The sequence below is a fragment of the Nostoc sp. LEGE 12454 genome, from assembly GCF_056620565.1.
The window spans coordinates 214,988-240,266 of record NZ_JBWQXL010000001.1; the positions used below are offsets into that span (position 1 = coordinate 214,988).

The following is a 25,279-nucleotide window of genomic DNA, read 5'->3' on the forward strand; positions in this document are numbered from 1 at the left end:
TAAGCCGCTGTGACTAGCATCTAAAAGTTGGTAATTTGTATCAAAAATAACAGGGATAAAAATTGAGGTATCACAACGATGTTGAATAATTTGGAAAACGATTCAATATTTACGCCAGAACAAGTTTTAGAGAATCGGGGTAGGGTCGCCATATTTATTGATGGCTCAAATTTATTTTACGCTGCATTGCAATTAGGGATTGAAATCGATTACACGAAGCTATTGTGTCGATTAACTGGAGGTTCTAGATTACTGCGTTCTTTTTTCTACACTGGTGTAGATCGGACAAACGAGAAGCAACAGGGGTTTTTGCTCTGGATGCGTCGCAATGGCTATCGAGTCATTGCTAAGGATTTAGTCCAGCTACCAGATGGCTCTAAAAAAGCTAACCTGGATGTAGAAATAGCAGTAGACATGATGGCACTTGTAGATTCTTATGATACCGCAGTTTTAGTTAGCGGTGATGGGGATTTGGCTTATGCGGTCAATTCAGTCAGCTATCGTGGCGTGCGGGTAGAAGTTGTGAGCTTGCGTTCGATGACCAGCGACAGCTTAATTAATGTAAGCGATCGCTACATTGATTTAGAAGCCATCAAAGAAGATATTCAAAAAACTCCTCGCCAAAGCTATCCATACCGCCCATTATCTGGGATCGGTTTTTTGGAAGACCCCAGAACTAGTGATGGACACCTAGAAATCCAAGAATAATGGCGTATCAATTTCATAAAAGAGGGAGATGGGGAAAGAGAAAAATTCAAATTTTCTCCTCCACTCCCTCCTTTCTTATTTTTCCTTTGACCTTTTTCTTGGTATTTGGTTTAGTCGCCTGCGGGGGGAAATCCCCGCCAGATTCCCAACAAAATACTGCGGATTCATCTAATAAAGATAGCAATTTGACTTTCTTTGATGTCACCCTAGAACAAGCAGATGAAGTGGGAAGACCAATTTGGAAAGTCAGGGCTAAAACCGCACAATACACCAAAGAAAAACAAATTGGCCAGGCGGAAAGTCCTTATGGTGAACTATATCAAGATGGTAAAATTGTTTACCAAATCAAGGCAGATGTAGCAGACATTGAACAAGATGGGAAGCAGTTGTTTCTTAAAGGTAAGATATTTGCCACAGATCCTAGTAATGGGATTGTGTTGCAAGGTAATGAATTAGAATGGCGTCCTAAAGAAGATTTGTTGATTGTTCGTAACAAGATTAACGGCACCCATAAAAAACTACAAGCAGTAGCGCAGGAAGTGCGAGTAAAAACCCGCGAACAGCGGATGGAATTTTCTGGAGGAGTGGTAGCAAATTCTATCGATCCCCAGATGCAAGTGAGAACTGAACATTTAATCTGGAATATTAAAGAAGAAAAACTGATTGGCGATCGCCCCCTAGAAATTGACCGTTACAAAGATAATAAAATTAGCGATCGCGGTAAAGGAAATTCTGCCGAAGTCAACTTAAAAACAAAAATTGCCACTGTCCAAAAGAATGCTCAACTAGAATTACTAGACCCACCAATGCAAATATCTAGTAATTCTATGACCTGGAACATGAACGCAGAAACTGTCACTACAAACTCACCTACGCGAATGTTCCAGCGTGCCGAAAATGTCACTGTGACAGCCAATCAAGGTGAAATGAAAATACCGCAAAAAACCGTTTATTTAAAAGGTAACGTCAACGCAGTTGGTCAGCGTCGCCAGTCTCTAAGATCCAATACACTAACTTGGTATTTAGATAATAAGTTAGTTGAAGCTCAGGGAAATGTTGTTTATCGGCAAGTTGACCCACCATTAAATTTTGTGGGTGAAACAGCAGTTGGTAATCTGCAAACAGAAAATATTGTTGTCAAAGGTGGCAGTTCTAGCGGTAGGGTAGTAACGGAGATTATTCCTCAAGAAAAAGCCAATCGTCAGTAGTAAAGTTAGGGTGAATGGGGCCTGCCTTCACCCATAAGTTTTGGGTTGGTTGAGTACTAGACTAGGATCTTAGTAATACAAGCCTTTTGATAGCCCATGAATGGATCAAACCGATTAGGTAAGAAATCCTTGCCAACATCCCAGCAAGCAGAACATTCCCACTATCACGATACAGACCACGAGCATACAGATGGTACTCATGGGACTGGAGACTTGGCTCATCCCCATATCCATAGCGAAGAGTCTTTACGGCGAATTGTTAATCGATTATCGCGTATAGAAGGACATGTTCGTGGTATTAAGACAATGGTGGAGCAAAATAGCCCTTGTCCTGATGTTCTACTGCAAATTGCCGCAGTGCGGGGCGCATTGGATCGGGTAGCACGAATTGTTTTGGATGAACATTTAACTGAGTGTATTGCTAGAGCCGCACAAGAGGGTAATATTGATGTTGAAATTAAACAGTTAAAGGCTGCTTTAGATCGATTTTTACCTTAAAAATAAGAAAAATCATCTAAAATGCGTCAGCACAATTAGTGATGCACTAGCAGCGATGCATTAAAATTCCATAGTGCATCCTGACATTCACTCCAGCGACATCATATTGCCAACTGGTAGACAATCTATTTTTATAGACTTTCCTTTCTTCACTTTTTCTAAGAGGCAACGAGGGAAAAAATTATTCCATCAGATAATATGCTGTGTAATGATGATTTTTGCCTAGACTATGATCTTAGAAAATTATCAATTTCATTATTCTTTAATTAACACTATAGATAAACCACTAATTCTTTTTTTGCATGGCTTCATGGGTAACATTGATGAATTTGATGAAGCCATAAAATTACTATTTAAAGAATTTTCCTATTTAACACTGGATCTTCCCGGACATGGCAAAACCAAAGTTTTGGGTGAGGATGAATACTATACAATGGCAAACACTGCTCATGCTTTAATCAACTTACTAGATGAGTTAAAAATTGCCAAATGCTTTTTAGTTGGTTATTCAATGGGTGGAAGATTGGCTTTATACCTAGCCCTGAATTTTCCAGAACGTTTTTATAAAGTTCTGCTAGAGTCAGCTTCCCCAGGTTTACCAACAACAACAGAACGATTAGAACGGATTAAACTTGATACACAAATAGGTAGAAAATTAACAAGATATTTTGAAAAAAGCGATTTTGCTGCTTTTCTATCAAATTGGTACAATCAGCCGATTTTTGGTGATATAAAAAATCATCCAGAATACGATCGCATGGTAGAAAGTCGGTTGCAGAACAATCCACAGGAATTAGATAAATCACTGCGCTTTATGGGTACTGGATGTCAGCCTTCTTTATGGGAAAAGCTACAATTAAATACAATTCCCATACTTTTACTAGTCGGTGAATACGATCAAAAATTTATATCTATTAATACAGAAATAGCTAAAATATGTGAATTTGCTCAAATAAAAATAATTAGCAATGCTGGGCATAATATCCACTTTGAAAATACCTTGGCATTTGTGGAAAATATCAAAAGTTTTTTGTCCGCAGCAAATTAAAAATTAAGATAACCTCACTACTTCTTCACTGCCTTGCTAGAAGGAGTTGGGGATGGTGGCAAATTCGGGGATGTTGGTTGTTTAACTGCGGTCAATTCTTCTTGCAACATTTTTTGGTAAACCTTGGGCAAAGAGTTACTAACAGAATTAGTTTCTATGCCATATCCTAGACTTGTCCAAGTGGGAGATAGTCGCCGCAATACATCATTTAACTTTCCCTGATGTAACAGTTGCGAAATATTAGTTCCCCAAACTTTAGAATCATTTAACCAACGGTAAACTACTATATCTTGATATTCTGCTTCAAAACTATAAGTAGTCCAAAACATCATTCGCATCGGCTTTGGGTGATAAAGAGGGGCTAAACGATACCAAGTAATGTTGATAATTTGATATCTGCCAGCAGCGGTAGAACAATTACCTGTATTGGGGCCTGTGACAATTGTGACGCATATCTCAGGATGTCGGCTAAGGTCGTTGACTTGCTGCCCACCATATAACAGCGAATAGGGACGGTTTCCACTAGCCTCACTTGCCGAGATGGTTCGCATTAAAGCGCGGATATAAGGGTCGCCCTCTTTCATCACCAAAGGCGGCTGTTTATTTTCAAAGATGGGATCGGAAGGCGATCGCAAGTCTCCAATATACCATTGCAACAAATACACAAAGCCGAGAAGCGCGGCTATTGGACCGATAAGTTTTTCAACACCTTTGAATTCAAAGCCTTTCAGAGTCTGACTCCTTCAAATTCACTCTTTTTGCTAACAAAAATCACCGACGAACTGATTCCAGTAAAATTCACATTTGATTGTTAGTTATTATTTCCGATTTGCTCATTTTTTTAGGAATTAACAAAAAAGAGTATAAATACCGGAGTTTGCAATATAAAAAGTTTCTAACTCCTGCCTCAAAACCCGTACCTTTCTACTTTATGCAAAAGAAAACTACTGTAAGTATAGCAAGCGAGATACTCCCAAAAATCCCGCTCAAGTATAAACTCAATTGCTTATAGTAGCATCTGATCTCAGTAATCATTGCTTCCTTGCTCAAATCTGGCGATAAGTCTATACAACCTCATTGCAAAGGTTTTTATTTCAGTTGATACCGATGCACATCTGTGAAGCACTACAAAAGGTCTGTATTACGACCGATTGAGAAATGCAATCAGGGAGATTGGGTAATTAACGAGTCTGTTCCTCTAGCCCCGCATCAAATTTGTATCTTAAAATACCAGGATTTTCCTGAAGACACTGGAGATAACAAATGTTACTGTGGGCTAGTTGAAAACCAAGAGGCAGATAGCCTTTACCAATATTGAATCTGCTTTGTGTTTTTACACAATAGTCATAGTCATGGGCACAATATTCAAGTAGCTTGAAATATGAAAATCACTCGTATTCTCCACCAGTTTGAAAAACTATGGTTAACCGTTTTACTTCCGTGACTACTGCTCTCACACTTAAGGTAGTTGGAATAATCTGCATTTTGTCCTTTTTCGTTGACTTTTTGATTCTGTTGTTACCCTTTCAACCCACCGATCGGGTATGGCAAATCAATTTGGGAACAGCGCTCGTCGATCGAGGAATTGTTCCTCTAGTCGGTTTGGGGCTTCTGTTTGCTGCCTATTGGATTGAGAATGCCGATCCAGCAAGCGATCGCCCCCAAGGTATCGATTTAAGATTTCCCGCCGCGATTATCTCCAGTATTTTAGGATTGATGTTCTTGCTGATTTTTCCCTTGCACCTAAATAACGTCAATCAAGCCAAGACTCAAACACTCAACCGAATTACCCAAGAAGCAGATCAGGCAGAAACTCAACTAAACACTCGGTTATCGCAATTGCAAGCACAACTGAATACTGAACAAGGAAAAGCGCAACTAGACCAACTGCGAAACCAAACCAAAGCTCAGTTTAGTGAAATCCTCAAAGATGACCAAAAATATAAGCAAGCAATTGAAAGCCCTCAAATTCCTGCAAATATCAAAGAGTTACTCAAGAAGGCTAAAACAAATCCCCAAGTACTTGACAAAGCTATCGAACAACAAACAGATGTTCAAACGCTGCAAACTCAACAACTGAGCCAAGTTCGCCAGCGCCGAGACGAAGCACTGCAACAAGCTAAAGATACTGCTTGGAAATCTGGACTGCGGATTGGTATTAGCAGTTTGCTATTGTCTATTGGTTACATTATCATCGGCTGGACAAGCTTAAGAGGTAGGGGTGCTGTACAAGGTGGTAAACCTAGAACTGCCGCACGCTAATCCACTATTGGCATGGCAGTAGGACGTATCCAAAAATTATTGACGGCTGATACTGCCATGCGTCTAATAGCTAACTAACTAATAACAAGACAATTATCGCTGAGTAAAATCCCTATAAAACTTGAGTAATGTTCTCAATTTACATACTGACATATAACGAAGAACTAGATATTGCTGCTTGTATCGAATCGGCGATGTTATCAGATGACATCATTGTTGTGGATTCATGCAGTAGCGATCGCACTGTGGAAATCGCCAGTCGTTATCCCATCCGCGTTGTCCAACACGCTTTTGAAAGCCACGGACGCCAGCGTACCTGGATGTTAGAGTCTATACCCCCAAAGCATCAATGGGTTTATATCCTCGAAGCTGACGAGCGTATGACACCAGAACTGTTTGCGGAATGCGAAAAGGCAAGTCAGAATCCAGACTACATCGGTTACTACGTGGCTGAACGCGTCATGTTCATGAATCGCTGGATTCGCTACAGCACACAGTATCCCCGTTACCAAATGCGACTCTTCCGCCACGGGAAAGTGTGGTTTACAGACTACGGTCATACTGAGCGAGAAGTTTGTGAGGGTGCAACTAGCTTTTTAAAAGAAACATACCCACACTACACTTGTAGCAAAGGTTTGAGCCGCTGGATTGACAAACACAACCGTTATTCTACGGATGAAGCTCAAGAAACATTGTATCAGTTAGAACAGGGAAAGGTGAACTGGCAAGATTTATTCTTTGGCAAATCTGAAGTCGAAAGACGGCGTGCCTTGAAGGATTTATCTTTACGTTTGCCCGCCAGACCGTTGCTACGGTTTATATATATGTATTTTATCTTAGGCGGATGCTTAGATGGACGCGCCGGAGTCGCTTGGTGTACATTGCAGGCTTTCTACGAATACCTGATTTTGCTCAAAGTCTGGGAAATGAAGTATCTACCAAAACCTAATTTAGATACAACAGCAATTTTGGTACAAGAGAGTACGCAACAGTTGCAGGGCGCGGATTCTGAAACTACACATGTTGATGCGGCGTGAAGATAGCTGGAGATTAGAAGAATTTCCTGTATAGCGATCGCAAAATCATAGGGCACACAGATGTGCTACACAGATTCCTGACTTCGTAAAAGTTGTCGGGGATCTTGTTTTTCATGATTCAAGACTAGATAAAAGAGACTTCTAAATCAAAAACATCTCAAATTTTCTAGGGAAATGATTGTCCCCATCGCTTCTATATTCAGGACGGGCAGAATACTCACCCACAAGATGGATAATTTATTTCTTGGAAATCCCTAACAAATTAATATTTTTAACAGAACATTTTCATAAAAGCCACTCCTGCTCAAAAGTGAGTGACTGACCAGATAAAATAATTTATTAGTTTACCCTATAGTACTTTCACAATCATGAGCAGCTTTTGATTAAGCGCGCTAGATTAATAATAGCCAAGAACTTGCAACAATTATTTACAAATTTTATAAATAAAAGTAACATCTAGAACTTACGCATTGACAAAGACAGCCAACTGTGGAGTACCTCTCGTTACAAGGCTCTGCCTTTGTAATGCTCTTATGGGAGGCTCTGCCTCCCGTCAAACAAGTAGGCTCTGCCTACTCGATCGAATTCCCAGGCAGAGCCTGGGAACGAGGCAGGATAAGACTTTTCGTTTAACAAGCTGACTTCTCACATAATGGTCAATGTGTAAAGTGCGTAAGTCCTAACATCCTCTAAGAATAACCAGTCGCCATCGGATTGGTTAATGTCTATGTGTATGCTTATAGGAAAATAGCTGATTTCCAGCAGCAGGAAACTTGCTAACGTTTTAGACAGTTACTTGCGGCAGAATCTGCCAAAGTTAAAGCCTTCGGAATTTGACGAATCTGCTGGTATGGATACGAATAACAAAAGTTCCTCTAGCTTAAAACAGGAGAATCGGGGCTTGGTAATCGATCGCCTAAAACAGGATTTAAAAAACGACCTGATTGCTGGTTTGTTGGTAATAATTCCCCTAGCAACCACTATCTGGCTGACAATTACCATTGCGACTTGGGTAATCAACTTCCTCACCCAAATTCCTAAACAATTGAATCCCTTTGATGGGTTAAACCCAGCTTTAGTAAATGTACTTAATTTATTAGTAGGGTTAGCTGTACCTTTACTAAGTATATTGCTGATGGGCTTGATGGCTCGGAATATAGCTGGACGATGGTTGTTAGATTTTGGTGAGCGATTATTACAAGCAATTCCTTTAGCAGGACAGGTATACAAAACTCTCAAACAGCTTTTAGAAACAATATTAAAAGATTCTAATGGCAAGTTTCGCCGGGTAATTTTGGTAGAGTATCCTCGCCGAGGAATTTGGGCGATCGCTTTTGTTACTGGTGCAATCAGCAGTGATATCCAAGCCCAGATATCTCGCCCCGTGCTAAGTGTTTTTATCCCCACCACCCCAAATCCGACTACCGGATGGTACGCAGTCGTTCCTGAAGACGAGGTGGTGAACCTTTCCATGTCGATTGAAGACGCCTTTAAAATAGTTGTATCAGGTGGCATTGTCGCCCCCAATACGCCTTTGGTTTTTTCCAACGAGTCCACATTGGAAGTGAAACACAAAGAGATCGAGCAGCAGGTTATTCCCGTTGAAGAAACGTGAACAAGACAGGAGGCAGGAGGTTGGAATAAAGAATAGCAGATCGCACCCCATCGAATTCCAAGCCACTAACTCGGAGATTTTGGCGATCTTGACTTAAACTCCAAGAAAAGCCTTGGTTGCGGCAAGAGACATAGGAGTGTATTTCTCCTGCCGACGCTCTCTGCGAGACGCTACGCGTAGCTTGCTTCTCTGTAAGAGTACGCGGACTCGCTAACGCTGCGCTATCATGCCCTCTGCCTCTTTGAAATCAATCTGGCATAGTCACAAGCAAATGCGTAATGTTGTTGTTTAACTGTGCCAAAATTGATAGGCTTATAAGTTTGTCTTGCCTAGTAAATTCAGTTCTCGCACAATCACCCCTCAGTTTTATGCAACCTCGTAAACCCCAGCAAATTGCTCGTGAATTGGCGCTTTTAAGCCTTAGCCAATTGCCAGTCAACCCAAAGAAATTAGATAAATTGGAAGACGACCAACTAGTATCCAAGTTGGTACTAGGTGCAGTACGCACTCTGACCTCAGAAGTACAAGATACCCTCGATAATGCCGCAGGTGAACTGCAACGCAGTAACGATCGCCTCTTAAGTAGCCAAACTCGGGCCTCCGACCTCAATACTGCCAGAACAATGCTTCAAGAAGCGATCGCTTGCACCCAGACAGCAATCAATCAGTTGGGTACAGCTGTTGATTTCCCAGTATTGATTCAGTTAGCTAATCAGGATAAGGGAGTTCGGAATTACGCTAAAGAGCTTGTGATTACCGTCAACGAAAATCGACACATTATAGATGAACTAATTTCTGCTGCCTTAGTAGATTGGCAAGTAACTCGTCTCGCCCAAATTGACCGCGATATCTTGCAAATCGCGGTTGCAGAAATGAAGTTCTTAGGAGTTCCAGACAGTATCGCCATCAACGAAGCCGTGGAGCTAGCCAAACGCTACAGTGGAGACGATGGTCATCGGTTTATTAACGGTGTTTTGCGCCGAGTCACTGAGCAGAAAAAAACTGCGTAGTACCGCTGCGGAATTAATAATTTTTATACTGCTGTGGAGAAAAATCTGTAGCCGCTTCTGCGGCTTCCTCCAAGCGAAACTTCACTCAAAGTGAGACGCTGCGCGATCGCAAAAAACTCTCTATTGTCACGATTTTCCTTAAACTGGCGTTGAAAGGTGAGGATAACTCGGAAGTTTTCACCCCAAGAAAAAGTGCAAAGTTAAATTAAACTCATAATTCATAACTCATAACTCATATAAACAATACTGCTGCAATGGTTTTTAATTGGTTCCGTCGTCAACATAACGATTCCTCTAACACTCCCTCTGATAAGAAACAGGAAGAAACTCCTCCTGTAAAAGAACCCCAACCAGAGCCAGCCGAAACCTCAACACCAACTGCTGAAACTACACCAGACACAACGGCAGACTTATTGGCATTTGCAAAAGCTGCCTACAAAAATATTCAGCAAAAACAGCAAGTCGAGGTAGTAGAAACTCCACCCGATCCAGCAGATACCTTAGCACCATCAATACAACCTGAAACCGTAGAAACGGTAACTGCGGAAATAGCTGAACCAGAAGCAACTGAGCAAGCTGCTAATACAACCGTAGAAACAGCACAGCCAGAAGTTATCCAAGCTGCTAGTCAGGAAGAAATTACAGAAGATTCTTCAGTGGCAGCAATTGCTGAACAGCCAGATGTTTCCACCATAGAACTCACGGCAAGCGAAGTTGAACTAACACCCACCGAACCACTAGCTACGCCAGAGGCAACACAGCCAACAGCATCAGCTAACTTATCCTTTTTAGAACGGGCGGCGGCAGAACGGCAAGCCAAGCTAGAACAACTAATAGCCACCGCCATTGAAGTTCCAGAACCGGAGGTAGTACAGCCAGTAGCGACAACCTCAGAAACAGGAGAGGAAATTCCCGGACTGCTATTTGATGATGGGTTTGTCTGGTCAGCGAAAGTTCTAGCAGCTCAAGGTAGGAGTGCAGAAGACGTTTCTATTGAAGAAATTACCTGGCTGAAAAAGCTCCGGCAAGGGTTAGACAAAACTCGCCGTAGTATTCTCAATCAACTGAAGGCGATCGTTGGTCAAGGGCCGCTAAACCAAGCTGCTGTGACAGAAATTGAGGCATTGCTTTTGCAAGCTGATGTGGGTGTAGAAGCGACAGACTTTATTATCAATGCCTTACAGACAAAATTGCGAGAAGAAGTTACCGCACCTGAAGAAGCGATCGCTTTCCTGAAAAAAATCCTTCGGGATATGCTGGATGCACCAAACAAAACCTCCCACAAAACTACTTTTACTCCAGAAAAAGAAACCTTAAACATTTGGTTAATCACTGGGGTAAATGGTGCCGGTAAAACCACCACTATTGGCAAAATTGCCCACCTGGGACAAAAATCTGGCTATAAATGCTTGATTGGGGCAGCAGACACCTTCCGCGCCGCTGCTGTCGAACAGGTGAAGGTTTGGGGTAGTAGAAGTGGTGTGGATGTAATTGCTAATCCGGGAAAGAATACAGATCCAGCAGCAGTTGTATTTGATGCGATCGCAGCCGCCCAAGCGCGTCAAACCGAATTGCTTCTGGTAGATACAGCTGGGCGACTGCAAAACAAGAAAAATTTAATGGACGAACTCGGTAAAATCCGGCGAATTATCGATAAAAAAGCCCCAAATGCCAAAGTAGAATCTCTTTTGGTTCTAGATGCTACTTTAGGCCAAAATGGACTGCGGCAAGCTGAAGTTTTTTCTCAAGCTGCTCAACTCAGTGGTGTTGTCTTAACCAAGCTAGATGGTACTGCTAAAGGCGGCGTTGCCCTTGCCGTTGTGCAGCAGCTAGGTTTACCCATTCGCTTTATTGGTGCTGGTGAAGGAATTGAAGACCTCCGCCCCTTTTCGAGCTATGAGTTTGTCGAAGCTCTCTTGAGTGGTTAGTTGAAAAATTTCGAGTGAAAAATTTTTCTTAACAGACTTAGGACTTACGCAATACTGTATGATTCTTCTCTGGGAGACACTGCGCGTTAGCGTCAGCCTCTGACAGAGAAGGAGGTTCGATAAATTAAGCTTTTTAGCTATTTTTGCGTAAGTCCTAAAACTGATAAATTTAGGGATGACCGATCTGGTATTATCACTTGAACTAACTAGAAACAGCTCAAGTCCTAAAATTATGAATTTGTCACAATAAATAGGTGACTTTTGCTAAAATTTCTAGCTAATGCCCTTTTTGAAGTCTGAAATGGGCTTTTTAAATGTAGCAGCACGGTATTTAGTTGCGACATAGAAAATCCCCTAGACTTTCATCTTGCAGCAATTGAAAAGGGAATCGAGACGCTCACGCCCACAATATACAACTCTATTGTGGGATAGACAGCAGTCCCAATGGTGAGCAGTGCATTGGGGAACCAGCGCGGGTGATTTCAGCGCTGCGGGAGGTTTATTCCTCCATAGGTGTTTGGTGTTGGCTATGGCGACTTACTCGTGCAACGTCTATTGAGAGGTTGGAATTCTGATGGTTAAATGAAAACACTCTTTCTGGCTTTTGACTTAAAGTTCTTAGAAGATATTTCTTCTATTTTTAGTGTCATCTCTTCTATTCATATCTTACACTTACCAAATGACTCACCCCTAGAATAAATTACAGGCTAATGGTTTAACTCTGTTACCTCTGACTAAGAAGATCGAGTTACTTCACTTTTATCCAGTTTTGATGGATTTAAATTTTGCGTATTCAGCAACTCAAAATTCACAAAACGAGAAATTAAAAATGGAAAAGCTCAATCTTGGCGATTATCCGAGCATTTATGGTATACAAATTAAGTATTTGAAAACTTCTTAACAATATTCTCAGGTTTGGGAACGAGTGTAGTTCTGTTTTTGAGCAAATCAAGCTCGATTTGAGCGCTTATAGAGGTTTTTACTCAAAAGACTTCTAGTCTTCTAGTTACTTCTGCCCAAAAAGTCTCTCTGAGAACGTTATAAATTATTCTTTGAATAAAGTATTTTTATGACTTTAGAGATATGCTTTGGTAATTAAGTTATGAAAAAATGAAAAACTTTCTGATATATCAGCAAAACTAGTAATTTTTACGGGTAGAATTTGGACTAAAAATACATGATTTGAAATTATTAATATTCCATCAAAAAGACAATAAGCAAATAAAATACTTATAAAATTTGCCTGTTACGTCTTTATACTCTTGCTAAAATGGCAAGTCTTGCCTAAATATGGTTTAGCAATGCCAAAGCCAAAAGATTTATAACTAATCTAAAATCTGCCAATATAAAGTGCAATAATACCCGTGCCTGTGTCTCAACTGCCCTCTCAACCCACTGATAATAGTAGTAGTGCCGCGACGGATGTCACACCAGTCGTGGCACTCAAAGAACTCGTGGCAAGGTTGCACCGGGAACAGAACAAAATTCAAGATTTGCTAAGTTCTTTAGGATTTGCCCTGAGAAGTTTCAATAATTTGAATCAGTTTTTGGAACTGATTCCGCTGATGGCAACAAGAGTGACAGATGCAGACGGTAGCGCCCTGTTTCTCTACAAACCTAATGGTCAAGTCAGGTTAGAACAGTTACATTGGCAAGATAGTGGCCAGCGCAAGAATATCCGCAAAGCGCTAGAAATAGCCAGTAGTCAAATCACACTTTTGCCCAATACTGCCCCCCTAGCGAATGCCACGGGGATTTTGGATGACCAAATGCATCGCTATTTGGGTCCAGATGTGCAAATCTTTGGTACGGCGATTCTGGTAAAGCATACAGAACGAGGATGGCTCTATGTCTTGAGCCGCGATCCAGAATATAGTTGGACAGAAACCAGGCAAAAGTTAGTTAGGTTAGTGGCAGACCAAACAGCAGTAGCGATCGAAAACGATGAACTAGCTGTAGAACTAAGAAAAAAAGAACGCTTAGACCAAGAACTAGAAATTGGCGCAGAAATCCAACGGCGACTTCTACCACGTCAATGCCCGACAATTCCCGGTGCAGTCCTAGCGGCACGCTGTAAACCTGCCAATCGCGTCGGCGGAGACTACTACGACTTTATTGCTACCAATCATAATAAGATTCAGCCCAAGATCAAAGGTGGCAGCGAAACTAGTCGCTGGGGTTTGGTTATTGGAGATGTCATGGGCAAAGGTGTCCCCGCTGGGCTAATTATGACGATGATGCGGGGAATGCTACGGGGAGAAGTGCTACATGGTAATTCCCCAGCCGGAATTCTACAAAACTTAAATAGAGTTATGTATGCGGATTTGGAAAATTCCCACCGCTTTGTAACGCTATTTTACTCAGAATATAATCCCCACAGCCGAATTCTGTCTTATAGCAATGCGGCACACAATCCTCCCTTGTGGTGGCACGCAGCGACAAAAACTGTCACCCGTTTAGATACTTTGGGAATGTTAATTGGTTTGGATGCTAACAGCCAATATGAAGATGCTCAGGCACAGCTAGAGCCTGGAGATACAATTATCTACTATACAGATGGCTTGACTGATGCCGCTGCTGCTGGTGGCGATCGCTTCGATGAAGACAATTTTGTTGCTGGCTTCAATACTGCTTGTAAATACTGCAATGGGCCAGAGGAAATTGTGGATTACCTATTTGACCAAGTTCAGCAATTCATCGGTGCTGATAAACAAAATACTGATGATATGACACTAGTTGTTCTGCAAATCTTATAATCATTGGCTATTTATACTCGATCGAGTCCATTAGTCAATGCTTGAGTTTATGGTGACAGAGGATTCACCACAGTGATTACACTAAATTTAATTTTTTATTTATTTTTCTTTTAATTTTCATAGCGATCGCCCAAATGCTTGCACATCAACCTTTTTTGGGAACTTGTTTGTATTTAGCCTTTAGGATAATACATAAAAAATGATCGTTAGAATACTTTTCTGTTCAATTAAAAACTATATATTTTGCACATCTAGCACAGTAGGAAACGCCAAGGGGGAGAGCAGGTAAAAGGTAAAATGTACAAGGTAAAAAGTAAAAGGTAAATTTACTTCTTCATTTTTGCTTTCTTTCTATCCTTGTGACGCAAGCATTTGGTCTGCTCCCTTTTGGCGTTTTAATTTTTCTTTCTCCGCCGTAGCAAGTTCACAACAGCTACGACGGAGTTTTGCTTTCTTTGTTTATTCGTCCTAAATTTGGTTTTTTTAAACTTCCTTAGTATTGAAGCATCTAGCTTTCATTTAATTATTGGTCAAGATATTTCTGAAAATATTTTAGATGAAGAATTTAGATGGCTATTCTTGTGCCCCAGCTTTTTGCAGACTCCGTACCACATTCTTATAACCATTAAATTCTGCAATCATCAAAGCAGTATAACCGCCTCGGTTTTTCAAATTCACATCTGCCCCAGCTTGGAGTAATAACTGTACAATTTCGCCATAACCTGCTGAAGCAGCCCACATTAATGATGTGGCCCTCGCTGAGTCTTGAAAATTCACATCTGCCCCCTTTGTTAGCAGCAAATGTACGATCTCTTTGTGTTTGCGTTCAGTTGCCTTAATTAAAGCAGTTTTGCCATCATCCCCAGGAATGTTGACATCAGCACCATAGTCTAACAACACTTGTACCGTTTGGGTGTGTCCTTGTGATGCAGCCAACGTCAAAGGAACTTCACCAAGATTTTTCCCATTTATATCTCCGCCAGAACGTAGCAGTGCCTCGACAATTTGGCTATGTCCCTGCAATGCTGCTACAAGCAGTGGTGTATCGCCCAGGTGGTTGCTAATTTGGACATCTGCACCCTTGTTAAGTAATATTTGCACGACATCAATGTAGCCTTCCACAACGGCAAGGTGTAAGGCAGTTTCACCATCTCTATCTTGAAGATTAATCTGGGCACCTCGATCTAGTAAAGCTGCTGCGATCGCACTGTGTCCAGCCGCTGCTGCTGCCGATAGGGCAGTTCCACCATCAGCGTTTTTCACATTCACATCAGCCCCTGCTGCTAGCAGTGCTTCCACAATCTCCAAATGTCCCAAGTCTGCCGCTAGCATTAAAAGTGTCTCACCCTCCTCATCTGGAATATTGACATCGACACCAGTTTGGAGAATTGTTTGTAAAACTTCTATTTTTCCCTGCTTAACGGCAAGTTTCAACGCCGTATCATTATCTTTATCAGCGATATTAACTTGGGCACCAGCAGCCAATAAAACTCGCACTACATCGACATAACCTTTGAGGACTGCTGCCATTAATGCTGTACTGCCATCTTCATTAGTGGCATTGACATCTGCACCTTTAGATAGTAAAAGTTGCAAAATGTCAAGCTGTTTGGCACTAGCCGCCAACATCAAAGCCGTTAAACCATAGACTTTTCTGGGCAAGTTGATATTTGCCCCAGCATCGAGCAGCGATCGCACAATTTCGGTGTAGCCTAAATTGGCAGCAAACATTAATGCCGTAGTGCCTTGGCGATCGCACGCGTCCACCCTCGCACCAGCAGCCAGTAGCGCATGTAGCCTCTTTATATCGCCACTTTTAGCAGCTTTGAGCAGCAAAGTATCGTTGTTTTCAGTCATGAATGAGATCCCACACACGGGGTTTTGTTCGTCTACCCTCAAAATTTAGTCTGAGATTGTTTATCCACTTTGGCAAGAGGGTGAAGGAAAATAGTTAGGGATATGCAAGGTCTCTTTATAATTTGTGCAACATTAAGCACAGAAAATAGAGTTATGCTAATTTTTATAAATATTTAATAATTAATTAGGCGAGAACACGATGAGTCTGGAACTTTCTACGTCGGTGAAATATTGGCTGAACTTCTTCCACCCGGTGCTCATGTGGGCGCTATTAGTACTCTCAATTTATGCTGCCTATTTGGGGCTGCAATTACAGCGTACCAGAAATGCTCAGGGAGAAGAAAAGAAAGAACTGATTAAAGGTAGATATAACGTCAGACACTACCAAATCGGTTCTATACTCCTAGCTTTGATGGTGGCAGGTGCGATCGGTGGGATGGCTGTCACTTACATCAATAATGGTAAGTTATTTGTCGCGCCTCACCTGCTGGCAGGACTTGGCATGACAAGTTTAATTGCATTTTCTGCTGCTTTGTCCCCTTATATGCAGAAAGGGGCAAATTGGGCGCGTGCAACTCACATTTTAATAAATTTCACCCTTTTGGGACTTTTTGCTTGGCAGGCTGTTACTGGGGTGCAAATTGTCCAAAGAATTCTCACTCAAGCATAGTCTGTAAGTTAATAGTCAGTTAACAGCCTGATAACTGTTAACTGACTATTGACTCAACGCTTTTGCTTAAAATTAGCAGGAAAAGGTATTTCCAAAGATTTATGAAAATCTTCCTGAACTTTGCGAGTTAAGCGGCGGGAGACTTGGCGGACAATTTGATTAAGTAAGCGATCGCCTGTAGATTGAATTATAGACTTGGGTAATCGCTGAATAAACCGGGGAAAGTGAAGATAAACTATTAAATCCAATTCCCATTCAACTCTTGTAACCTTACCAATGCTAGTGGAAACATCGGTTTCTTTTAACTCTAGAGATGCGCGATAGTCTACGTCATAACCAGGCGGTTGGTAGTCAGGAATGGGAATTGTACGGATGCGGTAAATACCCTCCTCTGGGGGCAATAATTCCAAACCTATTTTAGGTTCTACTTCATAACCAAAAGAACCAAAACGACCAATTGTTAAAGCATAGCCATTTTCCCCAAGTGATTGTACCTTCATGGGTTCAGCGCAGCGCGAAAACCATGAAGCATGAGCATTGAGATACTCAGCAACCTTCTCTACTGGGGCAGCCATTTCCATAAAATCTTGATAACGACCGTAAAATTTTGTCAGCGTCGCTACATTTGGTTCTGTTAATGTGTCCTCGGCTTCTTGGCTGGAGGCTACAGGTAAAACTGCTTCTGTTATTTCCCAGGATTTATATTCGCCTTTTCTTGAAAGCATAAATGCATTACTGTATATTTTGGCGTTAGTCTATATTAATGATTCCCCACACACCTGGGTCATTTCGCATTCAGATCCCATTTTGACCGAAACCTCATGAATCTGCGATCGACTCCATAGAATTACTAAAATAAAGAACTGAACAAGCACACAATAGTTTCCCAGGATAGCATTTATCATGAAAGCATTTGTAGCAGGGGCAACAGGTGAAACAGGTCGCCGGATTGTGCAAGAATTGATAGCGCGGAATATTCCCGTCCGAGCCTTGGTGCGGGATATAGAGAAAGCTAAGGGTATTCTGTCTCCTGAAGCCGTATTAGTGGTAGGCGATGTGTTACAACCAGAAAGTTTAACTGCTGCCTTGGGGGATAGCACAGTTCTGTTGGTTGCGACTGGGGCAAAACCTAGCTTTGATCCCACTGGCCCCTATAAAGTGGATTTTGAAGGGACTAAAAATTTAGTAGATGCTGCTAAGGCAAAGGGAATTGAGCATCTTATCTTAGTTTCTTCTTTGTGTACTTCCCGGCTTTTTCATCCGCTGAACTTATTTTGGCTAATTTTGTTGTGGAAAAAACAAGCTGAAGAGTATATTCAGAAAAGCGGTCTTACTTATACAATTGTCCGGCCTGGGGGGTTGAAAAATGAAGACAACTCCGACCGCATCGTGATGCAGAGTGCAGATACACTGTTTGATGGTAGCATCCCCAGACAAAAAGTCGCCCAAGTTGCTGTTGAGGCGCTGTTTGAAGCAGATGCACGCAATAAAATTGTCGAAATTGTTGCTAAACCTGAAGCAGTCTCAAAAAGCTTTAAGGAGCTATTTCAGCAGTGCTGATATTCCACAGGATTTTATTGCTTCTGTCTCTTAATTCTCATCCCCAAGATTATCGGCTCACATATTTATGGAAAAGTGATTCCTATGGCTCTGCCTACGCACTTTTTCAATTCGCCCCTTGATTTTGCTCCTTAAAGCGATCGCTCTATTTTCCCTGCAAGGGCTTGTTCCCAAATCGGCAGATCCTCCGGTCGGTCAACATCAGCTAAGGGTAACAAGTCCACGTATGACAAACTAAGTTTCTGGGCAATATCCACGGTTTTCTGGAATACTTGAGCAGTTCCCCACTCGATGTTAACGAATAGCTCCGGGATGGGTTGGCGCAAAGCAATTAAGTAATATCCACCATCGAGCGCAGGGCCAAGTACGAGGTCAAAAGCGTGTAACTTCTCAAAGGCTGTTGCTAAAATCTGAGCATTCACTCCAGGACAATCTGTACCAATGATAATTACTTTTTCTGCACCAGATTGAAAAGCATCAAAAAGCGATCGCGCCATCCGCGAACCTAGATCCCCTTCACCTTGAGACTGGTAAACCAAATCCAACCCCAGCCAATCTTGCATAAGTTGCGAATCGCCACCTGCAAAACGCACTTCCACAGATATGTCAATGGCTTTTTGCAATTCTTGAACCTTAAATATTGTATGCTCAGTCATTTCCCGTTGAAGATTGGCAGCACCAACACTTCCCAAAGCAGGAATCAATCGGGTTTTTGTCCTACCTGGTTCTGGATAACGGGTGAAAATAATCAGGTGCTGTTTTGGGCTTGCTGGTAAGTTCAGCACAAAATACCTTGTTTGAATGAACTAATAATATCTTAATAGCAATACTTATTGTCTTTAGCTATCGCATTATCTTTACCCATTCGCATTGCTCCTAAAATCGTAGAAACAATCACACAACGCTTAGTTTTACCGCCAGACTTAATCGATAGCGCGATCCGTCCTAAATCTTTAGCATTACCTCTGTAGTCAAATCTAACTTCTTGTACAGTACTGAGTGATGATTGAAAGTTTGTCTCAGAATCTAAGCGAACATTGGCATCTAAATTATTCCAGTTAGCGTTAGATGGGTTTACTGTAGCAGGATGAACCGCCCATTGAACGATACCGTTTTGTTCACGAAAGCTGGCTTGCCAAGTCAATTTATCCTTGGTGGCTTGCCTTTGAGCTTGGCGCATAGCATAATAGACTTCGTTTTGAGCAGTGTTGAGACGGCGAGTCTCCACAAAAGCTAGCCAGTTGGGTATTACCAGCGTAGCCAATATACCAATCAATACAATAACTATTAACAACTCTGGTAAGGTAAAACCACTGTTAGAGTGCTTATTTTTCAAGAGTGTTTTTGCATAAGCTAGCGATAGTAGATGCACCAGGCTATCCATTTTTTCTTCTGGTCGTTTTTCAGCTACCTAGGTGTTGAACAATGTTTCAGCTTTTTGGCTTCTTACTTTGCGCTGGTTAGTAATACTGTCGAGCAACCTAGGCATTAAAAGGATTATGAGAATTTTTAATAATAGTTTTAAAGTGAAAGTTATACGCTTAAGTCTTGAAGAGTCATTCAGAACATAATTCCATAAAAATTTAGCCGCAGTTAAACCTTTTTGTCGATTAAAGGGCTTTTGTAAGGCTTTGCATGTTAGGTATTTGTATAAATTTGCCAAACTTAGATTCCGAATATTATTAAGTTCTAAAGACCTTTCCTTATATGCTCTCTCAAGCACCTGCAAGCAAGCTTTCTCTTGCCTAACAAGATTGGAAGAAACTGAATTAGCACTTATACGATATAGAATTTGTGGAGATGGTACGCATATAAAATCAAATTTACAGGCCAATCGCAGCCACATATCCCAATCTTGAGCAGCACATAGATATTCATCAAATCCACCTAATTCGATTAAAGCTTCTCTACGAATTAAAGGATTGGAGCCATTCTCCAAAAAATTTGTCACTAATAAATTTTCATAAACGTCTCCATTGACTGTAACGTGTGTACCAGAGAGTACTATTTCACTATTTTCATCGATATAATCAGTCCAACTGTAAGCAACTTTTGCAGTAAGATTTTCTTGCAAAGACTTTAATTGGCACTGAAGCTTATCAGGTGTCCAAAGATCATCTGCATCTAAGAAACTAATAAATTCTCCAACTGCATGGTTTAACCCTCGGTTACGACTTACATTTCCGCCAGCATTAGGGTAAGAAAATACTCTTATTCTGGGATCTTTAATTTCTGTAATAACATCTAAAGTTGAGTCTTGTGAACCATCATTTATTATAATCAATTCAAAATCCTTAAAAGTTTGGTTTAAGACAGATTGAACTGTTTCAATAATGGTTTTTTCGCTATTATAAGCTGGTATAATTACAGAAATAAATATTGTAGTTAAAGTTGAGTTACTCATTTTCTATAGTTGTATTTTCTAAAAGTTTATCTATCCTCCATTTTAAAGAATAAAAAGGACTGAGCATACTAGCCCAGTAAAAATTAATTTCAAAAAGTGCAATTAAATTGCTTTTTAATTGACCTCGATACTTAATAATATGTTTTAATAATCGGTGTAAACTTCCCAATATAGTTTTGATCGCAACTATTGGTTTTTGCCAATTTTTAGCATTGATTAAGCGTAGCTGGAAAATACACAGACCACAACCACGCGCTAGCACTAGTAAGTAATCTTTTTCTAACCGCCAATGTGGAATTTGATGATTGATATGCATTGCAGGATTATACCAGATTTCCCAACCTGCTTTGTGTAAGTATAAGAGAGCTTCTGTATCATCTCCGCCAACCATCAATTTACTCAGTCTACCTTTAAAAACCAATTCTTCAGGAACACTTTCACACCAAGCTTGCTTACGAACAACCAACGCAGCACCTGGAGGAAGCCTTAAATTATCTGCATCAAATAAATATGGTTGTAGTCCATGTTCCCTGATAGCTAGAAAGGCTTGAATTCTTGTAAAATCTTTTGGGGGGCTTACTTCAAAATCACCGTGAATTTGACCACTCCAGGCACCAGATTGAGGATGCTCTTTCCCAAAATTATAAGACTGAAAAACCCAATCAGAGGCTGGGAGATTATCATCATCTATGAATGCAATAAACTCACCTCTAGCCTCCTTGATAGCCCGCATTCTTGCAAATGCTATTCCCTGTTGTTTTTCTTGAAAATACCTCAATTTAAAATTTTGATTAAATTTTTTTTGGTAATAATCAGCTACTTGATTAGTCTCATCTTTACTATTATTGTCAATAATAATAACTTCCCAATTTAGGCTTTCTATACCTGTCTGATTGAGTAGCAAATCTAAAACTTTAGGTAAACGTTTTGCGCCATTGTATGTAGGGATAGCTACCGTAAAATCCAATTTTTCCATATTCATATAAATTAAATAAAATACTAATTTCTAATTATATTTTTTAGTTAAATAGCCATTTTTCCAGAGATAAAAAGGACTAATAAAACTGCTTAAAAATAGTTGCATTTCGCAAGCAGCTACTAAATCAGTTTTCAGGACAGTTCGATATTTCAGTAAATGTAAAATAATTTTACGCAGGTCATTTATCAGATAAGCTAAAAAAGCAAATGGTCTATATATCTGTTTGACATTAACCATTCTAGTTACATAACGGCTAAGTCCAATACCTCGAAAAAATGGAATTAAATAATCTTTTTGCAAACGAAATTTTGGTATTTTGTGAAAAATTTCCATTTCTGGGTTATACCAAACTTCCCATCCTGCTTTTTGGATATAAGACAACATTTCTAAGTCTTCACTGGTAAGCATACTGCCTTTAACTCTCCCAGTTAAAATAGGCTTATCTGGTACACTTTCTAACCAGGCTTGTTTACGGACAACAAGTCCGGCAGATGGTGGTAGCAATTTTTTAGCCGCTTCATATAATAGTGGTAAATTACCTCGCTCTGTAATTGCCAAGAATGGAGCAATTCGCTGAAAATTTTCAGGTGGTTCTACTTCCCAGTCAGGATGAATTTGGCTGCCATAAGCTCCCGCTTTCGGATATTTGTCCCCAAAAGTATAAGCTGCTGATACCCAATTTGATACTGGGTAGTTGTCATCATCTAGAAAACCTATGAGTCTACCTTTCGCTTCTGCAACTGCCCTTTTTCGCGCATAAGCTGCACCTTGTTTTGGTTCAAAGCAATACTTTAAAGGGTAAGGGCATCGCCAATCTTGTTGATAGGTTTGAACAACTTTAGCTGTATTATCAGTGCTGTTATTGTCTACAACTATAATTTCCCAAGATAAATTTTCGGTGTGAAGTTGGTTTTGTAGTCGTTCTAGTAGTTCAGGCAAACGACTTTCACCGTTATAAGTTGGGATAGCTACAGTAAGATCAATATTTCCAATCATTTGACTAAAAGTATATTTTATTAAAGTTATTTTTTTGGTACTTAAAATACATCAAAAAACTGTACTTACTGTATGTTACAATTTTGCTCTTAAATTGCAGTTTTATGTACCGTATTTATATGGAATTTTTTATAGTTTTCGCTACAAAAAACTATTTAATTGTTGCAAGCAGTGTCTTTAGCTGTCCGCATTCCCCCAATGAGAGTTTCTACTATGACACAGCGTTTAAATGCACCAGCCTCAGTAGTTCCTGTTTTGGGCGCAGCTACCATGACTTTTAAAGGTGTATCAGCGTTATCACTACCGCTAGGTTTATCTGCCAAAACACCTATGTAGTCGAAGGTAATAGTACCAGTTCCTGGAGTAGTCTCAACTATGTTACCAGTAGCATTTTTTGTATTGGAAGCAGAAATATTGGTATACAATAGAACTTTTCCTGGATTAAAGGCCATATCCTCGCCTAAAGATTTCCACACAACACCTGAAGTTGGCATAACAGCACCCTGATAAACAAGGAACTTCGGAATGTTGTTTTCAACTTTAAAACTAACACTGTAGCTGAGTTTTTTGTTTTTAGCTTCGCGCTGTGCTTCTTGTAGTGCAGCAAAAACAGCGTCGTTAGCCTTATTTACTTGCTGTCGATTTACAAAGGCAACCCAACCAGGAGCTGCTATCGCTGCTAAAATTCCTACCAAGAGCATTACTACTATTAATTCTATCAGGCTAAAACCAGCATCCTTTTGGAAGTATGCAGATGTGTAGCGGAGTCTGTTCGCTGAACATTGCAGTTTTGGTGTTTCCACTAAAAATCGTTTAGGAATTTTGTTTAACCTCAATAAAGCTTCACTGTGCATACAATACCTTTGATTGATTAGCTAGAGGTTATTTAGTAAATAAAAATCCGTGGCCTTGCACTCGAATGCTTGAACTTGGAAAATAAGTTTTTGTGTTAGCAGTGTAAGCTAAGTTATTATTTTGCAGACGAGCAAGTGCATTACCTCTAATGTACACCTGTGCTAGTACTTCGTTGGCATCGACACAAGCAAAAAATCCACTTGTTTGACTGCCTACAAGGTTTGGACTAGTGCAAGGTGTGCTGCTAGGTGCAGTGGTACTAATATAATCAACCAAAGTTACGACTTGATTACTAGTAGAGTAATTAGCTAATGCACCTAATGCAGTTTGCCATTGATTCATTTTGTCTTTGAGTGTAGCACCGCTCTTACTTAGTGGTGGTGGATTAAATCCAGTATCACTTGCACTGCCTGTTGCATTAGCATAAGCTGCATTCACTGGGCCTCTAAGTTCAAACCTGCCAATCCGTGATTCTTGAGACCAGGTAGGGTTGTCCTTATTTGGATTTGTGATTAAGTAGTATGCTACCAATGAATAAGCAAAGCCATCATCTGTATTTGCGGCACTAGTCTGAGTTGTGGCAGTAATTCCAACACTATCAGGCTTAAGCTCACGTTTCCAAAAAACAAGTATTGGTGTGCAAACACTCGGATTGCTGCCGCTAGTAGGGCTACAGCTAGAAGCAGATTTCACTGGTGGTATTTGGTCTGCAATGCCTGAACTACTAATAGTAGTAGTATTTGTGTTTCGAGTAACACCATCAGCATCATAGATGTAAATAGCTTGCTCTAAGTCACGAGCAATATAATCTAGTGCTGCTTGGATTTCTTGCTCAGAAGTTGCCTTGGCTTGTTCTTTGCGATCGCCATCTAGAATATTAATCATAAAGGCCATTAAAGGCGTTATGATTAGTACTGCCATTATCATAGCTACTAGCAGCTCAATCAGGGTAAAGCCGCTAATTGTCTTATTTATTCCAGAGCGTTTTAATTGAGTACTCAGGATAAATTTTAGTGAATTTATCATGCTGCGGTTTCCCTTTTATTGAGAGATATTTAAGAATAGACTTCTTGCATAGATATTTATTTGCCTCACGCAGAGGCCTATGAGAAAGATGCTAAAATCGGAAGTTTTGCAAGAAGTCTAATTAAAATTTAATTGCAACCACCTGTGTAGCGCGCGCAAAGGTCGCTGTATTTAGGCACAGTGTCGTTGATATCTGTTGTTATTTCCACTAAAGGAGCTTTGCGCTGACCTGCGCCTCCGGTGAAAGTAGCTTGTGTCACATTTTTGTAATCACCCGACTCATTATTTCTAGAAAGAGTAGTGCTTTCTTTGAAAGCATCAGCTCTGTAAACCCGCACACCTAAAGCATATCCACTAGTAGCACTACTACTAGCTGAGTTGTAGCGAAAACCCTGTATAATCATGTCTGTAACACTGGTGTTTTCGCAGCTACCACTACTATCAAAATCAACGCAGTACAAAGATGTACCAGTTGGGGCTGTGCAGTAAGAGTTTGCTGTTATGCAAGTTAGAGTTCCTGTAGCTGTGGGAGCGGTATATGCTGTTAGGGTATCAGTTCCCGTAGAGGTGGGGGCGGCAATTTTCTTTGTCTTCACCGCATCAATGTATGATTTGGCAGCTTGTGTGGCTAATTCTATCCGTCTGGATTGTATACGAGTTGCTACTGACAAGGAAAGAACAGGTGCGATCGCAACTAGCAAAATGCTAACTACAAGTATCGCTACCAAAGATTCAATAATCGTGAAACCCCCTTCGTTATATCGTAGGTAGGATACAGATGTATTACCTACTTCAGTTGCCTGTAATCTTTGTTTGTTACCTTTTTTCCCTATCAACATGGCAATTTACCTAATATTTACAG

23 protein-coding genes are annotated in these 25,279 nt (G+C 40.6%); 12 read left to right on the forward strand and 11 right to left on the reverse strand.

From position 1 onward, the window contains the following. Positions 1-78 precede the first annotated feature (78 nt). From AC1F2U_RS00950 to menH, 4 genes are all read left to right on the forward strand, one after another. Positions 79-708: a LabA-like NYN domain-containing protein gene (locus tag AC1F2U_RS00950; protein ID WP_094348455.1), complete on the forward strand. Its 630-nt coding sequence runs from the start codon at positions 79-81 to the stop codon at positions 706-708. Continuing rightward, positions 708-1,916, forward strand: coding sequence for an LPS export ABC transporter periplasmic protein LptC (gene lptC / locus AC1F2U_RS00955; protein WP_480259434.1), 1,209 nt, complete (start codon positions 708-710; stop codon positions 1,914-1,916). The genes AC1F2U_RS00950 and lptC overlap by 1 nt, the downstream gene beginning before the upstream one ends. A 96-nt stretch (positions 1,917-2,012) precedes the next feature. Then, on the forward strand, positions 2,013-2,414 hold the full coding sequence (locus AC1F2U_RS00960) for a metal-sensing transcriptional repressor (RefSeq protein ID WP_480259435.1): 402 nt from the start codon (positions 2,013-2,015) through the stop codon (positions 2,412-2,414). A gap of 229 nt (positions 2,415-2,643) precedes the next feature. Continuing rightward, positions 2,644-3,462, forward strand: a complete 819-nt coding sequence (menH, locus tag AC1F2U_RS00965; RefSeq protein WP_480259436.1) for a 2-succinyl-6-hydroxy-2,4-cyclohexadiene-1-carboxylate synthase — start codon at positions 2,644-2,646, stop codon at positions 3,460-3,462. Positions 3,463-3,479: 17 nt separating this feature from the next. On the opposite strand, the gene AC1F2U_RS00970 is transcribed toward menH, so the two are convergent. Further along, positions 3,480-4,127 carry a glycoside hydrolase family 24 protein gene (locus AC1F2U_RS00970; protein WP_480259437.1) on the reverse strand — a complete coding sequence of 216 codons (648 nt, stop codon included), beginning with the start codon at positions 4,125-4,127 and terminating at the stop codon, positions 3,480-3,482. 754 nt (positions 4,128-4,881) lie between these two features. Between AC1F2U_RS00970 and hpsJ-B the strand changes: the two genes are divergently transcribed. From hpsJ-B to AC1F2U_RS01000, 6 genes are all read left to right on the forward strand, one after another. Next, positions 4,882-5,724 carry a hormogonium polysaccharide biosynthesis protein HpsJ gene (gene hpsJ-B, locus AC1F2U_RS00975; protein WP_480259438.1) on the forward strand — a complete coding sequence of 281 codons (843 nt, stop codon included), beginning with the start codon at positions 4,882-4,884 and terminating at the stop codon, positions 5,722-5,724. 128 nt (positions 5,725-5,852) lie between these two features. Beyond that, positions 5,853-6,761 (forward strand): glycosyltransferase family 2 protein, encoded by a 909-nt coding sequence (locus AC1F2U_RS00980; RefSeq protein WP_480259439.1) that lies wholly within the window; start codon positions 5,853-5,855, stop codon positions 6,759-6,761. A gap of 850 nt (positions 6,762-7,611) precedes the next feature. Continuing rightward, positions 7,612-8,376: a DUF502 domain-containing protein gene (locus tag AC1F2U_RS00985; protein WP_480259440.1), complete on the forward strand. Its 765-nt coding sequence runs from the start codon at positions 7,612-7,614 to the stop codon at positions 8,374-8,376. Between the two features lie 368 nt (positions 8,377-8,744). Continuing rightward, positions 8,745-9,386 carry a transcription antitermination factor NusB gene (gene nusB / locus AC1F2U_RS00990; RefSeq protein ID WP_292787087.1) on the forward strand — a complete coding sequence of 214 codons (642 nt, stop codon included), beginning with the start codon at positions 8,745-8,747 and terminating at the stop codon, positions 9,384-9,386. Between the two features lie 254 nt (positions 9,387-9,640). Beyond that, positions 9,641-11,314 (forward strand): signal recognition particle-docking protein FtsY, encoded by a 1,674-nt coding sequence (ftsY, locus tag AC1F2U_RS00995; RefSeq protein ID WP_480259441.1) that lies wholly within the window; start codon positions 9,641-9,643, stop codon positions 11,312-11,314. Positions 11,315-12,678: 1,364 nt separating this feature from the next. Then, the gene (locus tag AC1F2U_RS01000) at positions 12,679-14,070 is read left to right on the forward strand and encodes a PP2C family protein-serine/threonine phosphatase (RefSeq protein WP_480259442.1); all 1,392 of its coding nucleotides are present in this window, start codon (positions 12,679-12,681) and stop codon (positions 14,068-14,070) included. 573 nt (positions 14,071-14,643) lie between these two features. Here AC1F2U_RS01000 and AC1F2U_RS01005 read toward each other — a convergent pair. After that, entirely contained in the window at positions 14,644-15,927 is a 1,284-nt protein-coding gene (locus AC1F2U_RS01005; RefSeq protein ID WP_480259443.1) for an ankyrin repeat domain-containing protein, read from the reverse strand. 199 nt (positions 15,928-16,126) lie between these two features. Between AC1F2U_RS01005 and AC1F2U_RS01010 the strand changes: the two genes are divergently transcribed. Next, on the forward strand, positions 16,127-16,597 hold the full coding sequence (locus AC1F2U_RS01010) for a DUF4079 domain-containing protein (RefSeq protein WP_480259444.1): 471 nt from the start codon (positions 16,127-16,129) through the stop codon (positions 16,595-16,597). A gap of 53 nt (positions 16,598-16,650) precedes the next feature. Here AC1F2U_RS01010 and AC1F2U_RS01015 read toward each other — a convergent pair whose 3' ends face one another. Then, a complete protein-coding gene (locus tag AC1F2U_RS01015) occupies positions 16,651-17,322 on the reverse strand; it encodes a DUF1997 domain-containing protein (protein WP_480259445.1) in 672 nt (223 codons plus the stop codon). Positions 17,323-17,500: 178 nt separating this feature from the next. Between AC1F2U_RS01015 and AC1F2U_RS01020 the strand changes: the two genes are divergently transcribed. After that, positions 17,501-18,157, forward strand: a complete 657-nt coding sequence (locus AC1F2U_RS01020) for an NAD(P)H-binding protein (RefSeq protein WP_480259446.1) — start codon at positions 17,501-17,503, stop codon at positions 18,155-18,157. 131 nt (positions 18,158-18,288) lie between these two features. Here AC1F2U_RS01020 and AC1F2U_RS01025 read toward each other — a convergent pair whose 3' ends face one another. From AC1F2U_RS01025 to hpsB, 8 genes are all read right to left on the reverse strand, one after another. After that, positions 18,289-18,942 carry a TIGR04282 family arsenosugar biosynthesis glycosyltransferase gene (locus tag AC1F2U_RS01025; protein WP_480259447.1) on the reverse strand — a complete coding sequence of 218 codons (654 nt, stop codon included), beginning with the start codon at positions 18,940-18,942 and terminating at the stop codon, positions 18,289-18,291. A 32-nt stretch (positions 18,943-18,974) separates the two neighbouring features. Then, positions 18,975-19,541, reverse strand: a complete 567-nt coding sequence (locus tag AC1F2U_RS01030) for a pilus assembly FimT family protein (protein WP_480259448.1) — start codon at positions 19,539-19,541, stop codon at positions 18,975-18,977. A gap of 27 nt (positions 19,542-19,568) precedes the next feature. Further along, positions 19,569-20,561 (reverse strand): glycosyltransferase, encoded by a 993-nt coding sequence (locus tag AC1F2U_RS01035; RefSeq protein WP_480259449.1) that lies wholly within the window; start codon positions 20,559-20,561, stop codon positions 19,569-19,571. Beyond that, complete coding sequence (gene hpsE / locus AC1F2U_RS01040; protein WP_480259450.1) at positions 20,554-21,543, reverse strand: hormogonium polysaccharide biosynthesis glycosyltransferase HpsE; 990 nt, start codon at positions 21,541-21,543, stop codon at positions 20,554-20,556. The genes AC1F2U_RS01035 and hpsE (AC1F2U_RS01040) overlap by 8 nt, the downstream gene beginning before the upstream one ends. A 24-nt stretch (positions 21,544-21,567) precedes the next feature. After that, positions 21,568-22,536, reverse strand: coding sequence for a hormogonium polysaccharide biosynthesis glycosyltransferase HpsE (gene hpsE / locus AC1F2U_RS01045; RefSeq protein ID WP_480259451.1), 969 nt, complete (start codon positions 22,534-22,536; stop codon positions 21,568-21,570). Positions 22,537-22,691: 155 nt separating this feature from the next. After that, positions 22,692-23,390 (reverse strand): prepilin-type N-terminal cleavage/methylation domain-containing protein, encoded by a 699-nt coding sequence (locus tag AC1F2U_RS01050; RefSeq protein WP_480259452.1) that lies wholly within the window; start codon positions 23,388-23,390, stop codon positions 22,692-22,694. 28 nt (positions 23,391-23,418) lie between these two features. Beyond that, positions 23,419-24,417 carry a hormogonium polysaccharide secretion pseudopilin HpsC gene (gene hpsC / locus AC1F2U_RS01055; protein ID WP_480259453.1) on the reverse strand — a complete coding sequence of 333 codons (999 nt, stop codon included), beginning with the start codon at positions 24,415-24,417 and terminating at the stop codon, positions 23,419-23,421. A gap of 128 nt (positions 24,418-24,545) precedes the next feature. After that, on the reverse strand, positions 24,546-25,256 hold the full coding sequence (gene hpsB / locus AC1F2U_RS01060; RefSeq protein ID WP_480259454.1) for a hormogonium polysaccharide secretion pseudopilin HpsB: 711 nt from the start codon (positions 25,254-25,256) through the stop codon (positions 24,546-24,548). Between the last annotated feature and the right edge of the window lie 23 nt (positions 25,257-25,279).

Excerpts from the sequence above, each read along its gene's own strand:
- AC1F2U_RS00950 (WP_094348455.1), top strand. The coding sequence starts at position 79 with ATGTTGAATAATTTGGAAAACGATTCAATATTTACGCCAGAACAAGTT.
- lptC (WP_480259434.1), top strand. The coding sequence starts at position 708 with ATGGCGTATCAATTTCATAAAAGAGGGAGATGGGGAAAGAGAAAAATT.
- AC1F2U_RS00960 (WP_480259435.1), top strand. The coding sequence starts at position 2,013 with ATGAATGGATCAAACCGATTAGGTAAGAAATCCTTGCCAACATCCCAG.
- menH (WP_480259436.1), top strand. The coding sequence starts at position 2,644 with ATGATCTTAGAAAATTATCAATTTCATTATTCTTTAATTAACACTATA.
- hpsJ-B (WP_480259438.1), top strand. The coding sequence starts at position 4,882 with ATGGTTAACCGTTTTACTTCCGTGACTACTGCTCTCACACTTAAGGTA.
- AC1F2U_RS00980 (WP_480259439.1), top strand. The coding sequence starts at position 5,853 with ATGTTCTCAATTTACATACTGACATATAACGAAGAACTAGATATTGCT.
- AC1F2U_RS00985 (WP_480259440.1), top strand. The coding sequence starts at position 7,612 with ATGGATACGAATAACAAAAGTTCCTCTAGCTTAAAACAGGAGAATCGG.
- nusB (WP_292787087.1), top strand. The coding sequence starts at position 8,745 with ATGCAACCTCGTAAACCCCAGCAAATTGCTCGTGAATTGGCGCTTTTA.
- ftsY (WP_480259441.1), top strand. The coding sequence starts at position 9,641 with ATGGTTTTTAATTGGTTCCGTCGTCAACATAACGATTCCTCTAACACT.
- AC1F2U_RS01005 (WP_480259443.1), bottom strand. The coding sequence starts at position 15,927 with ATGACTGAAAACAACGATACTTTGCTGCTCAAAGCTGCTAAAAGTGGC.
- AC1F2U_RS01010 (WP_480259444.1), top strand. The coding sequence starts at position 16,127 with ATGAGTCTGGAACTTTCTACGTCGGTGAAATATTGGCTGAACTTCTTC.
- AC1F2U_RS01015 (WP_480259445.1), bottom strand. The coding sequence starts at position 17,322 with ATGCTTTCAAGAAAAGGCGAATATAAATCCTGGGAAATAACAGAAGCA.
- AC1F2U_RS01020 (WP_480259446.1), top strand. The coding sequence starts at position 17,501 with ATGAAAGCATTTGTAGCAGGGGCAACAGGTGAAACAGGTCGCCGGATT.
- AC1F2U_RS01030 (WP_480259448.1), bottom strand. The coding sequence starts at position 19,541 with ATGGATAGCCTGGTGCATCTACTATCGCTAGCTTATGCAAAAACACTC.
- AC1F2U_RS01035 (WP_480259449.1), bottom strand. The coding sequence starts at position 20,561 with ATGAGTAACTCAACTTTAACTACAATATTTATTTCTGTAATTATACCA.
- hpsE (WP_480259450.1), bottom strand. The coding sequence starts at position 21,543 with ATGAATATGGAAAAATTGGATTTTACGGTAGCTATCCCTACATACAAT.
- hpsE (WP_480259451.1), bottom strand. The coding sequence starts at position 22,536 with ATGATTGGAAATATTGATCTTACTGTAGCTATCCCAACTTATAACGGT.
- AC1F2U_RS01050 (WP_480259452.1), bottom strand. The coding sequence starts at position 23,390 with ATGCACAGTGAAGCTTTATTGAGGTTAAACAAAATTCCTAAACGATTT.
- hpsC (WP_480259453.1), bottom strand. The coding sequence starts at position 24,417 with ATGATAAATTCACTAAAATTTATCCTGAGTACTCAATTAAAACGCTCT.
- hpsB (WP_480259454.1), bottom strand. The coding sequence starts at position 25,256 with ATGTTGATAGGGAAAAAAGGTAACAAACAAAGATTACAGGCAACTGAA.